The 14371-nt window shown below is 61.6% G+C and carries 10 protein-coding genes and 1 tRNA gene; 8 read left to right on the plus strand and 3 right to left on the minus strand.

The annotated features are described in order from the left end of the window. Positions 1 to 26 precede the first annotated feature (26 nt). On the minus strand, positions 27 to 572 hold the full coding sequence (msrA, locus tag FIU90_RS04230; protein ID WP_152433650.1) for a peptide-methionine (S)-S-oxide reductase MsrA: 546 nt from the start codon (positions 570 to 572) through the stop codon (positions 27 to 29). Positions 573 to 711: 139 nt separating this feature from the next. Between msrA and FIU90_RS04235 the strand changes: the two genes are divergently transcribed. From FIU90_RS04235 to FIU90_RS04255, 5 genes are all read left to right on the plus strand, one after another. Next, complete coding sequence (locus tag FIU90_RS04235) at positions 712 to 1560, plus strand: class I SAM-dependent methyltransferase (RefSeq protein ID WP_152433651.1); 849 nt, start codon at positions 712 to 714, stop codon at positions 1558 to 1560. Positions 1561 to 1582: 22 nt separating this feature from the next. After that, positions 1583 to 2434 carry a class I SAM-dependent methyltransferase gene (locus FIU90_RS04240; RefSeq protein ID WP_152433652.1) on the plus strand — a complete coding sequence of 284 codons (852 nt, stop codon included), beginning with the start codon at positions 1583 to 1585 and terminating at the stop codon, positions 2432 to 2434. Between the two features lie 16 nt (positions 2435 to 2450). Continuing rightward, positions 2451 to 3326 (plus strand): N-carbamoylputrescine amidase, encoded by an 876-nt coding sequence (gene aguB, locus FIU90_RS04245; RefSeq protein WP_152433653.1) that lies wholly within the window; start codon positions 2451 to 2453, stop codon positions 3324 to 3326. A 9-nt stretch (positions 3327 to 3335) separates the two neighbouring features. Next, positions 3336 to 3824 (plus strand): 2-amino-4-hydroxy-6-hydroxymethyldihydropteridine diphosphokinase, encoded by a 489-nt coding sequence (gene folK / locus FIU90_RS04250; RefSeq protein ID WP_152433654.1) that lies wholly within the window; start codon positions 3336 to 3338, stop codon positions 3822 to 3824. 41 nt (positions 3825 to 3865) lie between these two features. Beyond that, positions 3866 to 3941: transfer RNA gene (locus FIU90_RS04255), tRNA-Lys, on the plus strand. A 203-nt stretch (positions 3942 to 4144) separates the two neighbouring features. Here the strand turns inward: FIU90_RS04255 and FIU90_RS04260 are convergent. Then, complete coding sequence (locus FIU90_RS04260) at positions 4145 to 4858, minus strand: queuosine precursor transporter (protein ID WP_152433655.1); 714 nt, start codon at positions 4856 to 4858, stop codon at positions 4145 to 4147. A 177-nt stretch (positions 4859 to 5035) separates the two neighbouring features. On the opposite strand from FIU90_RS04260, the gene FIU90_RS04265 reads away from it, so the two are divergent. From FIU90_RS04265 to FIU90_RS04275, 3 genes are all read left to right on the plus strand, one after another. Then, on the plus strand, positions 5036 to 6460 hold the full coding sequence (locus tag FIU90_RS04265) for a NupC/NupG family nucleoside CNT transporter (protein WP_234029622.1): 1425 nt from the start codon (positions 5036 to 5038) through the stop codon (positions 6458 to 6460). 55 nt (positions 6461 to 6515) lie between these two features. Then, on the plus strand, positions 6516 to 7481 hold the full coding sequence (locus FIU90_RS04270; protein ID WP_152433657.1) for an isopenicillin N synthase family oxygenase: 966 nt from the start codon (positions 6516 to 6518) through the stop codon (positions 7479 to 7481). Positions 7482 to 7803: 322 nt separating this feature from the next. Continuing rightward, positions 7804 to 11316 (plus strand): TonB-dependent receptor, encoded by a 3513-nt coding sequence (locus tag FIU90_RS04275; RefSeq protein WP_152433658.1) that lies wholly within the window; start codon positions 7804 to 7806, stop codon positions 11314 to 11316. Positions 11317 to 11426: 110 nt separating this feature from the next. Here the strand turns inward: FIU90_RS04275 and FIU90_RS04280 are convergent, their stop codons facing one another. After that, entirely contained in the window at positions 11427 to 14339 is a 2913-nt protein-coding gene (locus tag FIU90_RS04280) for an ATP-binding protein (protein WP_152433659.1), read from the minus strand. Between the last annotated feature and the right edge of the window lie 32 nt (positions 14340 to 14371).

A 14371-nucleotide genomic window follows, 5' to 3' on the forward strand; every position in this document is an offset into this window, starting at 1 on the left:
GTCCTCCCCCGGCGCGGCGAGATCTATCAGGCTTTGACGTACTTCTGGAAGCTCTTCCTCAGCTTCATGATCTTGGGCGGGATCACCGCGAGGCAATACGGGTTCCGCTGGCCTTCACCTTCCCAGTATTCCTGGTGGTAGTCCTCGGCCGGATACCATTGTTTGATCTGCTGGCCATCTTCGAGGCCTTCGATGGTGGTCACCGCTACCTTCCCGTGCTCTGCATTCCACCGGCCGATCGCTGCTTCGGCCTCCTGCGCTTGCTCATCCGACAGCGGAAAGATGGCAGAGCGGTACTGCGTGCCGATATCGTTGCCCTGCCGGTTGAGCTGGGTCGGGTCGTGGGTGCCGAGAAAGACATCGTAGATCTCGCCCAGGCTGATCGTATCGGGGTCGAAGGTGACGCGGATCGCCTCGGCGTGGCCGGTATTGTCGGTGCAGACTTCCTTGTAGGTCGGGTTTGCGGTGTCGCCGCCGATATAGCCGCTTTCGACCTCGGTCACGCCTATTACGTCGCGAAACACCGCCTCTGTGCACCAGAAGCAGCCGCCTGCCACAATCGCCTGTTCCATCGGTTCTGAACTCCTTTATTCGATCAGCGACATAGGAAGGCCGACCGGATTTGAAAGGGTTGGTGCCAATCCCTTGTCATAGCGTCCGCGCTGCGTCAGGACGTTTCCAGCTTTTCGATGAAGAGAGGATCCCACTGCCATGAAACCGCTTCACCTTGCCCCGCTCGCCGCAATGGCCGCCGTGGCTTTCGCTTCGACCGTGCCGGTCAACGCCGACGATCACAGCGCTTCCGCCCCGACGCTGGAGGAAGTGCTCGCGCACGAGCGCCGCGACGATGACCGGGCGCGCGACCAGTATCGCCACCCGGCGGAGACGCTTGCATTTTTCCAGGTCGAACCGACCATGACCGTCGCCGAATACGGTCCGGGCGGCGCGTGGTACACCCGCGTGCTCGCACCCTGGATCATGCCGCAGGGCACCTACATTGCGTTCAACGGTGACAGCGATGCGCGAACGTATGATAGCCGCGCACGCGAAGTGCGCGCAAAGGCTTGGACCGAGAATTTCAAGAAGGGTCTCGCCGAAGGGTCGGGCATGTCGGAAGACGATGTGATCGCCTTCGAAATCGATGAGATGCCCGAAGACGTCGCAGGCACGGTTGATCGCGTGCTGATCTTCCGCTCGATGCACGGCCTGGCCAACAGCAATACGGCCGACGATGTGCTCGATGCGGCCTACACGATGCTCAAGCCCGGTGGCATGGTCGGCGTGGTCCAGCACCGCGCACCCAAGGATGCGAAGTTTTCCGATTATTCGCCCGCGCCGGGCTACATGAAGACCGAGCAGGTCGTCGCCATATTCGAAGCGAATGGATTCGAGCTGGTCGATTCGAGCGAAATCAACGCCAATCCAAAGGATCCGGCCAACTGGGAAGGCGGCGTGTGGACGCTTCCGCCTGTGCTTCGCTACGGCGACCAGGACCGCGAGAAGTATCTCGCTATCGGCGAAAGTGATCGCATGACACTGCTGTTCAGGAAGCTGGACTGATCGAAGATCGACGGAGGGACTTATGAAAAGAATAGCAATCGCACTGGCGGGCTCGGTCGTGCTCGCCAGCTGTTCTGCCGATCCGGTGGGCACCCAGGTCGAAGACAGCGCCGAGCGCAATGCGGCACTGGAAGAAGTACTCGCACACGAACGCCGCAACGATGACCGCGCGCGCGACGAATTCCGCCACCCGGCGGAAACGCTTGCCTTCTTCCAGGTCGAACCCGACCACACGGTGATCGAATACGCGCCGGGAGGCGGCTGGTACTCGCGCATCCTCGCGCCCTACCTGGCCGAAAACGGGCGCTATTTCGCGGTAAGCTTCCCGCCCGAGGCAGCCGCTCCTTTGGGCGAGGAGTTCGTCGAGCGGGTGCGAGGTTTTGGCGAGAGCTTCTCGGGTGAGCAATCGGAAGCGCTCGGCCTGCCACCTGAAAAGGTCCCATTCTACTACACCAATGCGATCCCCGAAGACCTCAACGGGGCGGTCGACCGGGTGCTGATGATCCGGATGATGCACAATCTTATCCGCTGGGGCGTGGCCGACAGCGAGATCGAGGCGCTTGTCAAGACGCTCAAACCCGGCGGTTTGTTCGGCGTGGTGCAGCACCGCGCCAAGCCCGACGCGCCCGAGGATTACGTCGACGGGAACAAGGGCTACCTTACGCAGGACGACCTGATCGCCTTTTTCGAGGGCAAGGGCTTGGAGCTGGTCGATACGTCCGAGATCAATGCCAATCCCAAGGACACTGCCGATTACGAAGACGGCGTGTGGACCCTGCCGCCCAGCTACGCCAAGGGCGACGAGGATCGCGGGACATATGCTGCGATCGGCGAAAGCGACCGGATGACACTGCTTTTCCGCAAAGCCGAATAGCTCTAAGGGGCGGCGCATGAGCACCATCACCGTCGCCGCCCTCCAGCTTGCGCTGGGTCGCGAGGACGAGAACACGAATATCGCAGCCGTCGCTGCACTGGTCGAACAGGCCGCTTCGCGCGGGGCCAAGCTCGTGCTGCCGCCCGAGCTGTTTTCCGGCCCCTATTTCTGCCGCGTGGAAGACGAGGCGCTGTTCGCGCTCGCCCGGCCTACAGCTGAGCACCCCAGCGTGATCGCAATGCGCGAACTCGCGGCGAGGCTCGGGATCGCGATCCCCACCAGCTTTTTCGAGCGCGACGGGCATCATTACTACAACACGCTCGCCATGATCGGCCCCGACGGCGAGATCATGGGCACCTATCGCAAGAGCCATATCCCCGACGGGCCGGGCTACGAGGAAAAATTCTATTTCCGCCCCGGCAATGACGGGTTCAAGGTATGGGATGTGCCGGGGGACGGGGGCAATCCGGTGCGTATCGGCGTCGGCATCTGCTGGGACCAATGGTATCCCGAATGCGCGCGGGTGATGGCTTTGAAGGGAGCCGAGCTGCTGCTCTACCCCACCGCGATCGGTTCCGAACCCTATGACGCCGATCTCGACACCAGCCGTATGTGGCGCAGGGCGATGATCGGGCATGCGGTTTCGAACTGCATGCCTGTGGTCGCCGCCAACCGGATCGGTGCCGAAGGCCCGCAGGGCGAGCAGAGTTTTTACGGGCATTCCTTCATCTCGGACGAGTGGGGCGATCTCGTCGAAGAGTTCGGCGCAGGCGAAGAAGGCGTTCTCGTCACCACGCTCGACCTCGCACGCGCGGCGAAACATCGCGCGGGAATGGGCTTCTTTCGCGATCGCCGTCCGCAGCTTTACGGCCGCGTCTGCGAAGACATCTGAGCGGCTCGCGTGAGCAGCACCTATCTTGTCGCGATCGGATCGAACCGGCGGCACCACCTCTACGGCAATCCTCACGAAATCGTGCGCGCGGCGATGGAGGAGCTGACCGCGCTCGGCACCGTCACCGCGCGCTCCGCAATCGTCGCGACCAGCCCGATCGGCCCCGCACAACGCCGCTTCGCCAATGCAGCGGTGCTATTGGAAAGCGAATACGATCCGCCTTCGCTGCTGGCCGGGTTGAAACACGCCGAGCGCGAATTCGGTCGGCGCAGCTTCCGCCGCTGGGGCGACCGCGTGCTCGATCTCGATATCATCCTTTGGAGCGGCGGACATTGGGGCGACTCCTCACTCACGATCCCGCATGCCGAGTTCCGCAAACGCGCATTCGTGCTTGGCCCGGCGAGCACGATTGCACCGGCTTGGCGCGATCCCATTTCGGGTTTGTCGCTGATTCAGTTGAATGCACGCTTGACCCGTGCGCGCACCCTGCCTAGGTGAGCGCTCCGATCGGCAGTGGAACCCACGCCGAGACCCTATGGGGGCCCTTAGCTCAGTCGGTAGAGCAACTGACTTTTAATCAGTAGGTCGCAGGTTCGACCCCTGCAGGGCTCACCACCTTTTTGCGCTATCGCTTTGCTGTTTGAGCGTGCGTTTTCCGCGCTATCGCTTCGCTACTTGAGCGTGCGTTTTCCGCGCTATCGCTTCGCTACTTGAGCGTGCGTTTTCCGCGCTACCGCTTCGCTACTTGAGAGCGCGTTTTCCGCCCTACCGCTGCTTTACTAGCCGAGCGCGTGTTTTCCGTGCCCTCGCTTTGCCGCTCAGGCCACGCGCGGCTCTCGTACATCCAGCCATTGTGCGAGCTTCACGCCGAACGTGATGAGGAACGGCACCAGCACGATGCTGAGTGTAACCTTCGCGATCACCTGGCCGATCAGTAGGCTGGTAATGTCGAACTCGCCGTAGAAAGCGAGCGTGATGAAGATGATCGAATCGACCGCCTGGCTAAGCGCCGATGCGATTGCGCCCCTAACCATTAGCCCGAATGTCGTCGCCTCGCCGCTGCCGCGCAGGCGCGAGAAGATCCATACATTGAGAAGCAGCGAAGTGATGTATGCCGCCGGACCCGCCATTAGGATCCGCGGTGTCTGGCCCAGCACCGTTTCGAATGCGGCCAGGTCGGCGGAACGGAACTCCAGCATCTCTGGGGATGCCGGCAGCGACAGCACGAGGTAGATGAGGAGCGCGGATAGCGCGAGCGGGATGAACCCCACCCAGATTAGCTTGTTGGCGAGTTTCTGTCCGTAGAGCTGCGCAATCGTGCTGGTGATCACTACCAGGAGCAAGAACGGGAAAATACCTGCTTCGACCGCGAGATTGCTCAGCCAGAGTTGCACCTGCTTGAACGCGACCACGCCTGCAAGCACGGTCATCCCGCCATACAAAATAATGTAGACGAAAAGGCCCATCGGCGTTGCCAGTGCGCGCTCGGCATTCGGGCCTGTGTGCTGGGGAGTGTTCTCGGTCTCGCTCATGCGCCAGTGGCGTAAGGCGGTCGCTGCCAAAAGGGAAGATGCGCGCTAAAAGCTGTCACCCGCGCAATGATGCACGCGGCTTGCCTTGGCGCGATCAAAATGCCACGCCCCGCGCAGGCGCCCGGTCGAAGGCGCTTTACGAACCACCTCAAACCATCCGGGGGCATCGCACCAGCCGTGAACGAGAGTATCACGTCCATCCTATTCAGCCTGCTCGGCATTGTTGCCATCCTTGCCGTCGCTTTTCTGCTGTCTTCTGGCAAACGCAACATCAAGTTCCGCGTCGTAGGCGCGGCTTTCGCGCTGCAGGCAGTCATGGCTCTGCTCGTCCTGAGAACGAGTTTCGGTGTCGCGACGATCCAATTCCTGTCGGACGGGGTGATCGCGCTCCTCGATTATTCGAAGATCGGGATCGCCGCCGTTTTCGGTCCGATGGATGCCAACCCGTTCACGAACACCTTCGTTATTGCGGCGCTGCCCGTGATTGTGTTTTTCGCCGCGATCGTCTCGATCCTCTACCACCTCGGCATCATGCAGCGACTGGTTCGCTGGGTCGGCGGGGCGATCGGCTGGATCACGGGGATCAGCAAGGTCGAGGCGCTGGGGAGCGCGGCCAACATCTTCGTCGGCCAGTCGGAAAGCCCTTTGGTCGTGCGGCCCTATCTCGCCGCCTTGCCACCGTCCAAGCTCTTCACTCTTATGAGCGTGGGCATGGCGGGCGTCGCGGGAACGATCCTCGCTGCCTATGCGAGCTTTATCGGTTCGGAAGCCGTGCCGTTCCTGCTCGCAGCTGCCTTCATGTCTGCGCCCGGCGGGATTCTGATGGCGAAGATCATCATGCCGGACGATCCCGAGCCCGAAACCGCAAACCCCAGCGTCGCCCAGATGGCGGGGGCTCGCGCGAAGGGAACGGTCGATCAGCCGACCGAGACGACGCGCGTGACCATGTATGACGAGAACGGTGAAGAGATCGAATTGCCGCAATCACGCATTTCTGGCGAGGGGCCGGCTGCCATTGTCGAAGGCGGGAAGGCGCACGAAGTCGAAATGGCCGAGACGTTTGAGGAAGGCCAGCGCCCTGCCAACATTATCGAAGCCGCAGCACAAGGCACGCAAACGGGGGTAAAGCTCGCGGTCGCGGTCGGCGCGATGGTGATGGTCTTTGTAGCGCTCGTGGCGCTCGCCAACGGTATTCTCGGCGGGCTCGGCGGATTGTTCGGCTTTCCCGATGTGACGTTCCAGCAATTGCTCGGTTACCTGTTCGCGCCGGTCATGTTTCTGATCGGAATCTCGGATTGGGAGCAAGCACAGATCGCAGGCGGCCTGTTCGGCACCAAAATCGTTCTCAATGAATTCGTTGCCTTCATCGATCTTGGCGCGATGACCGAAGGGCAATTGACCGAGCGAAGCCGTGCGATCGTGACCTTTGCTCTGTGCGGATTTGCGAACTTTTCCTCCATTGCAATCCAGATGGCGGTGACCGGGGGACTCGCGCCCAACCAGCGCCCGGTGATCGCGCGTCTGGGGCTCAAGGCACTCGCCGCAGGCAGCCTCGCAAACCTCATGAGTGCGGCGCTGGCGAGCATATTCCTGCCGATGTAGCGGGGCTGAGCGAAACGCTTGGCAGAGGGTGCTGGGCAGGTGTAAGGCCGCGCTCATGACTGACAACAAGAACGACACTGCGGGCCGCACAACCGCAGGCATTGCGAGCGTTTCGCTTGCGAAACCACCCGAGGCCATCGCGGGCGAGCTTGGCCACAGCTTTGCCGAATACGGTTTCGCCGTCGTGCGCGACCACGGGATTTCACCAGATCTGATCGCGCGCGCAGAAGCCAAGTCCAAAGAGTTCTTCGCGCTCCCGGACGATGTGAAGCGCAGCTACAAGATCGAAGGTGGCGGCGGCGCGCGGGGCTACACCCCTTTCGGCACCGAGAAAGCCAAGGATGCCGACATATTCGACTTGAAGGAATTCTGGCATATCGGCCGTTCGCTGGGCGAGGACCACCCGCTCGCGAAATACATGGCGCCCAATGTATGGCCCGAAGAAGTCGAGAGTTTCCGCGACACCTTCAGCGCGCTTTATTCCGCGTTCGAGGAAGCCGGAGGACGCGTGCTCGAAGCGATCGCGCTGCACCTTGGCCTTGACCAGAAATACTTCGAACCGACGGTCAAGGACGGCAATTCCGTCATGCGGTTGCTGCACTACCCGCCGCTCGGTCCCGACGCGCCGGAAGGCGCGATACGCGCGGCCGCGCATGGCGACATCAACACGATCACACTGCTGCTCGGCGCCGAAGAAGCAGGTCTGGAATTGTTGAGCAAATCGGGCGAATGGCTCGCGGTCGACGTTCCCGAAGGTGCGCTTGTTATCAATGTCGGCGACATGCTCGAAAGGCTCACCGCGGGAACACTGCGGTCGACAACGCACCGCGTGGTCAATCCGCGCGGGGAAGCGGCGCGGCGTTCGCGCTACTCCATGCCGTTTTTCCTGCACTTCAGGCCGGATTTCCTGATCGAGCCACTGCCTTCGTGCTTGCCGAATGCCGACCCGGGTGTCGATCTCGAACCGATTACCGCCCACGAATTCCTCCAGCAGCGGCTGCGCGAAATCAACCTCGCCTGAACGCTGAGGATCGGCTTCGCCGACCCGAATCGCGGCGACTCGGCACGCAGGGCGCGCGTGGTTCATGCAAACCTATGCACGGGAAATAACCCTCGCTCGTTGCGCGGCTGCAACAGTCGCTTTCAATCCTCGGGATTCTGCGGGTCGCAGCCTTGTTTTTGTCCACAGTAAGGCTAGGCGCGCTTGCACCGCATCAGCGTTTCATCGTTCTGTCACAAATCCGTCGTTTTTGTGCAGCGCAACGCGCCTACCAGCGGGTGCGCGCACTCCGACAAGTGTCACGTTTCATTCTCCCACTCTCCAAGTGATCAGGGGCTAATCCATGAAATTGAAGTATCTCCTGGCAGCGAGCGTCGTCAGCCTCACTGCCGCTACCACGATTGCAGCTCCGGCTGCCGCACAGCAGATTACCTCTGGCATCGAAGGCCAGGTATCCGACGAAAGCGGCGCAGCGCTGCCGGGTGCAACCGTCACCATCACCGACGAACGCACCCAGTCCTCGCGCACCGTGACGACCGGCGCTGCCGGTAACTTCCGCGTCGGCTCGCTGCCGCCGGGTGGCCCCTACACCGTGACCGTCACCGCGAACGGCTATGAAGGCCAGACCGTCGAAGAGGTGTTCACGAGCATTTCGGGTAACACCGGCTTCAACTTCACCCTTTCCGCTACGGCTGCAGGTGCAGCCGACAATGTCATCGTCGTCACCGGCGCACGCGCGCAGGTCACGCAATTGGCCGTTGGCCCAGGTACCGCATTTGACACCCAGACGCTCGAAGCGTTCCCGTCGATCACCCGCGACGTTCGCGATATCATCCGCATTGACCCGCGTGTCAGCCTTGAGCGCAACAACGATGTCGATCGTATATCCTGCCTCGGTGGCAACGACCGCGGCAACACCTTCACCGTCGACGGAATCATCCAGTCGGACGTTTTCGGCCTCAACGGCACGCCGTTTGCAGCGCGCAACTCGCTTCCGCTCCCGTACGACGTGATCGAGCAGACCTCGGTCGAGTTCGCTCCGTTTGACGTCGAATACTCCGACTTTACCGGCTGTCTCGTTAACGTCGTGACGAAGGCCGGTTCGAACCGCTTCAGCGGCTCGGCATTCATCACCTACTTCGATGGCGGCATGCAGGCCGATGAGGTGGAACAGGCCGATGGCAGCGTCGATCCGTTCAATGCGGGCGAGGAAAAGCGCTGGGGCGTAACCCTTTCGGGCCCGATCATCCCCGACCGACTGTTTTTCTCGTTCGGTTACGAAGAAACCGACCTTGGCGACGGTTTCAATGGTGGCCCGGGCACGACCGGCGTGGACTTCTTCACGCAAGCGCAGTTCGACCGTTTCGCCCAGATTGCAAGCAGCGTCTACGGCCAGGACATCGGCGGCATCCCCACCCAGCTGCCAGAATCGAACGTCCGTTACTTCGGTCGTATCGATGCGAACATTTCCGACGATCACCGTCTCGAAGCGACCTACCAGCGTCTTGAGGAAACCAATGTCGAGCCCGATTTCGGTCGCGACAATTTCGGCGGCCTAAACTCGTTCGAAGACGAAGGCACGATCTCCGATTACTACTCGCTTCGTCTCTATTCGGACTGGAGCGACACCGTTTCGACTGAGCTGCGCATCAGCCGCGCAGAAGTCGGTGACGTTCAGGGCCCTGTCGGCTTCGGTGAAGCGCAGTCGGAGAATCCGACCGTGCGTCTCGTCGTCGGCGTTGACGGCCCGGGCGACATCGGTACGCTCTCGACCGGACCCGGCATCTTCCGTTCGGCCAACCAGCTCGATACAAAGATCGACCAGGCGCGTTTCATCCTCAACGTGGATGCAGGCGACGGTCACTTCCTGAAGTTCGGCACCGAGATCAACGATCTCGAAGTGTTCAACTTGTTCGCCATCAACGCGACCGGTTCGCTCTACTTCCAGAACCTCGATGACTTTGAAGCCGGCCTTCTTTCGCCGGGCGACGAGTTCTTCCCGAACAACGACGAGATTTTCTTCGGCGATGCCTATGCCGCGGACATCAACGTTGCGCCGGGCTTCGACATCAACAACGCTGCTGCACTCTTCAGCCGTCGCACCTATTCGGTGTTCGCGCAGGACGAATGGCAGGCCACCGACCAGCTCTCGGTGACCGCAGGTGTCCGCGTGCAGCTATATGATGGCGATGCGCCGCGCGTGAATCCGCTGTTCCAGCAGCGGTTCGGCTTCACCAACGCCGTTTCGTTCGGCAAGCTCGATCCGGTCGTGCTGCCGCGTCTCGCGGCGACCTATGAGTTCGACAACGACGGATTCTTCTCGAACAGCCGCCTGACCGCAGGCGTGGGTATCTTCTCGGGCGGCGACCCGGTCGTGTACTTCTCGAACGCGTTCTCAAACAACGGCTTCTCGACTGGCCTGGGCACGTCGAACAGCTGTTCGGACGCAGAGCTGAACCGCAACGCCGACGGCAAGCCGCAGGTGCTCGTGAATGGCCAGTTCACCGGCATCCCGCAGTGTGTCGTTGCCGCGGGTGAAGCCCGCGCTTCGGCTGGCCGCGCAGACGTCCAGTCGATCGACCCGAACCTCGACATCCCGACCGCGGTTCGCGCGAACCTCGGCTTCGCCACCGATCTCGGCGGTGATGGCGGATTCTTCGGCGGCTGGAAGCTGAACCTCGACTACATCTACACCCGCTTCAACGACAACCTCGCGGTTGTCGACCTGGTGCAGGTTGTCGATCCGTCGCTCGGCAATAACGGCTTCACTGTAGATGGTCGTCCGATCTATCGTCCGATCGATCCGATTGCACCGGGTTGTAACGCCGTACTTCAAGGCACCGGCGGCGTTCCGCCGACCTACAGCAACGTGACCGATGCCTGCTTTGCGGCGCTGAACCCTGACGGGACCCGCGGCCGCGGTGTTGGCGTCGACGACTTCCTGCAGTTGACCAACGGTCCGAGCTTCGACAGCCACAATGCATCGCTGATCCTGCGCAAGCGCTTCAGCGAAGGCGTGCTTACCGAAGGCGGTAGCGTGAGCGTCAATCTCGGCTATGCCTTCACGGATAGCCAGCAGACGATCAACTTCCGTTCGTCGACTGCAACCTCGACCTTCGACAACACGCCTGCATTCGACCGCCAGAACCTGGCTGTCTCGCAGTCGGGCTTCGAAACTCGCCATAACTTCACCGCTTCGCTTTATTTCCGCGAAGAGTTCATCGACGGTTTCGACACCGGCCTCGGCATTTTCTTCCGTGCATCGGAAGGCCGTCCGTACAGCCTGGTGTTCGACGATGGTCGTCCGTTCTTCAACGACAGCAACTCGCGTGAAGAGAATGCGCTGCTCTACGTGCCCACCGGCATTGACGATCCGAACATCGCGCCGCCGGTTTTCGACGCGAATGGCGTGTGGACCGGTGATGGTTCGGACCCTGCGGCGGTTGCCCAGCTTCTTGCCGCACTCGAAAACGGCGAGGGCATTGTCAGCGACCTCAACTGCAACTTCACTCGCGGTGAGACCGTCAAGCGCAACCAGTGCCGCAACGACTGGTTCTTCGACCTCGATATGCGCTTCAGCCAGGAACTGCCCTTTATCGGTACGCTTACCGGCATCACCGAAGATCGCATCGAACTGTTTGTCGACTTCGACAACTTCCTGAACCTGCTCGACAGCGGCTGGAATACCCGCCGTGCACTGGGCGGCTTCGACGGACGTGTCGACCTTGTCGATGGCGCTTTTGATGACCAGGGTCGCTACGTGATCACCAACTTCAACCCGGGCTCGGGTGAGGCGAACACGTTCGAGTCGAGCACCGCATGGCGGATCCAGATCGGTGCGCGTTACGAATTCTAATTCGTAATCCACCGTTCGATACGAACAAGCGCGGCGGGGCCTTCGGGTCCCGCCGTTTGCTTATGTCGGATCGGAAAGGCGGAGCCGGAATTAGGAGCTCCGAATTGTGGTCAGGCTGCGCCGCGTTCGCTTTCGTCCGCCATCCGCGTGTCGGCCAGGCTCAGCAGTTCAGCGGCGAGTGCCTGCTGCGTCTCGCTTTCTGCGCCCGAGCGTAGCGCACGCTCGAATTCGGCGGCCTGTTCGCCCAGCTCGGCCTCTCCGAACATAGCGGCAGTGCCGGCGAGCTTATGGACGAGCCGCGCAAGATCGTGCGTCCCGCCGCCATCGGCAAGCGTTCCGTCATTAGCCGCCTTGCGCACCGCATCGATCGCCTCTTTGCGCCGCGTCAGCCAGCGCTCGAGCAGAGCGGGCGAGTGCGAAGGCTCCGCTGCCGCCGCCTGTGCTGTTTCGGGCTTGAGCGTCTTTTGTCGCCGCTCGGATCGATCCGGCTCGCACCCATCATCCGCCTCGACAATTCTCGTCGGGAGCCAGCGCTGAAGGGCACGGGCCAGGTCGGCGAACACCAGTGGCTTGGCAAGGTGCGCCTGCATTCCCGCATCGCGCGCGGCGGCGACGTCTTCAGGGAAGGCATTCGCGGTGAGCGCGATAATCGGCAAGTCATCCGGCGTGATCCCCTCGGCACGGATCGCGCGGGTTGCCGCGTATCCGTCGCAGCCGGGCATCTGGATATCCATCAGCACAAGATCGTAAGGTGTGCCGCGCATCACGCTGTCGATGACCATAGAGATCGCCTCGTGACCGTCATGCGCGATCGCCACGGACTGTCCACAGCGCTGGAGCATCTCGGTGGCGAGCATGCGGTTCACGTCGTGATCTTCGGCCAGCAAAATGCGTGCGTCCGTGGGCAAGTCACCCAGTTGCAGCGGTTCTGGCTTCGAGGGTCGCTCAGGCGCAGGTTGGGCGTGCCTTGCCGGAAGGATGACGGTGAAACACGACCCGACACCGGGCTCGCTCTTCAGCTCGATGGTGCCGCCAAGCAGTTCGGCTAGCTGCCTGCTGATCGTCAATCCCAAACCCGTTCCGCCAAAGCGCCGTGACGTATCGTTTTCTCCCTGTGTGAACGGTGAGAACACGAGGTCCTGTCGTGAGGGGCTGATCCCGATCCCGGTATCCATGACCCGTATGAGAAATTCGTCCTCGCGGACGGAGTAGCTCACCACGATGCTGCCGTTCTGGGTGAACTTCACGGCATTGCCGATCAGGTTGAGCACGATCTGACGCAGCCGCAGCCCGTCTGTGGCGAGCCAGCATTCCGCGCTGTCCGTCTCTGCGTCATCGCGTTCCAGTCGCAGGTCGAGCCCCTTCTTCTCCGCATTGGCACGGTGTAGCGACACGCATTCCCAAAGGGTCGCATGCAGATCTAAGGGTTTGCGATCGATGGCGATTTGCCCAGCCTCGATTTTCGAAAGGTCGAGGATGTCATTGAGCAGGAGCATCATCGACCGGCCCGACTGCACGATCAGTTGGGTCTGGCGACGCTGGTCCTCGTCAAGATCGCCCTGCAACATCAGCTCGGCAAAACCAAGGACACCATTCATCGGAGTCCGGATTTCGTGGCTCATATTGGCGAGAAATTCGGACTTTGCGCGGGCGGCATTTTCGGCATGGCGCCGCGCACGGGTAAGCAGCAATTCGAGTTCCACCCTTTCGGTAACGTCCCGGGCCGCGACGACAAAGCCCTGCCGTTCCCCGGTGTCGGGGTGGTGGGCGACGGCGGCGTCCGCCTCGATGAAGACCGGGGATCCGTCAACTGCATCGTTGAGACGGCGATATGTGAAGCGCAAGTGGTTGCGCGTGCCCGCAAGAAGCGCCTCTTCCGCCTGCATGATCTTGTCGCGCGCGTCCTGGTGCATTCTTGCCGATGCGCGCTTTCCGATGAAGGAATCCGGCTGACGCCCCAGCACCGGCATGACAGATGGCGAGGCATAGGTGCAAATCCCCTGCTCGTTGTAGAACAGGATCGCATCGTTGATATTCTCTGCGAGCAGGCGAAGTTCACGCTCGCTACGCTCAATCTGTTCCACCATTCGCTCACGCCCGGCAAGGATGGCCGCAATCGGCAGGCCCGTCAGGAAGTTTGCGGCGATAAACGCCTGGATCAGCATGAGTTCGGTCGAAGCGGATGCCTCGAGCCGGGCGATCGGGCCGAGACCCGCCCATGTCATCGCGCAAGTCACCACCGCGAGTCCGATAACGCACACCGCCGTTCCCAGGCTTCCAAGCCTGAAGGCATGCAGGAGGGTAATCGGGGGCAACAGGAAAAGCAGAGGGTAGATGTCTTGCCAGAACACGAAGAACGCGCAGACCAGACCACCGATAAGCAAGCTTGCGCGTTCGATCAGCTGCTGCCCTGTCGATGGCGACGGCGATTGCAGTGCATCGACCGCAAGGAGGATCATCGGAACGATCAACACCATGCCCACACTGTCGGTGAGGAACCACGATAGTGCCACTTCCCTTGCAGCCTCGGTCCACGGCCCCATGGCGAGAGCTGCGACTATTGCAGACACGGCCGGGCCCAGGAAACCGCCCGCCCACACAAAGCGCGACAGGTCGGACAGGTCGGCCATATCGGGGTGCCGCCTGCCGCCGCGGCGAACGATCCAGGCGACAAGCCCGATATCGATTACATTTGCGAGCGAGAAGACCATGGATACGAGGATCGGAGTGCCGGATGCGGCGTTGGCGAACGTGCTGGCCACGAAAACCGCGAGGAAATAGGGCCACTCGCTGGCGAGGCGGGTCCTCAGGAGGACAGCGACGGCGACGGCATTGGGAAGCCATATGCTCGCGAGCGTCGCATCGAATTTCGACAGAGACAGGCTCAGAATTGCGAGCACGAAAAACAGGATGCCGCCCATCAGGGCGGCTGCCACGCTCTTGCCGTCCGGCACCCCGCTTCCGGCGGAGTCGGGTGCGGATATCGCTTCGGACTTTGCCAGAAGCTCTGACGTGCGCTCCATCGCAAATTTCTCCGAGCTTGCTATAGGATTGA

The organism is Erythrobacter sp. THAF29 (genome assembly GCF_009363635.1).
In the GTDB taxonomy this organism is placed as follows: domain Bacteria; phylum Pseudomonadota; class Alphaproteobacteria; order Sphingomonadales; family Sphingomonadaceae; genus Erythrobacter.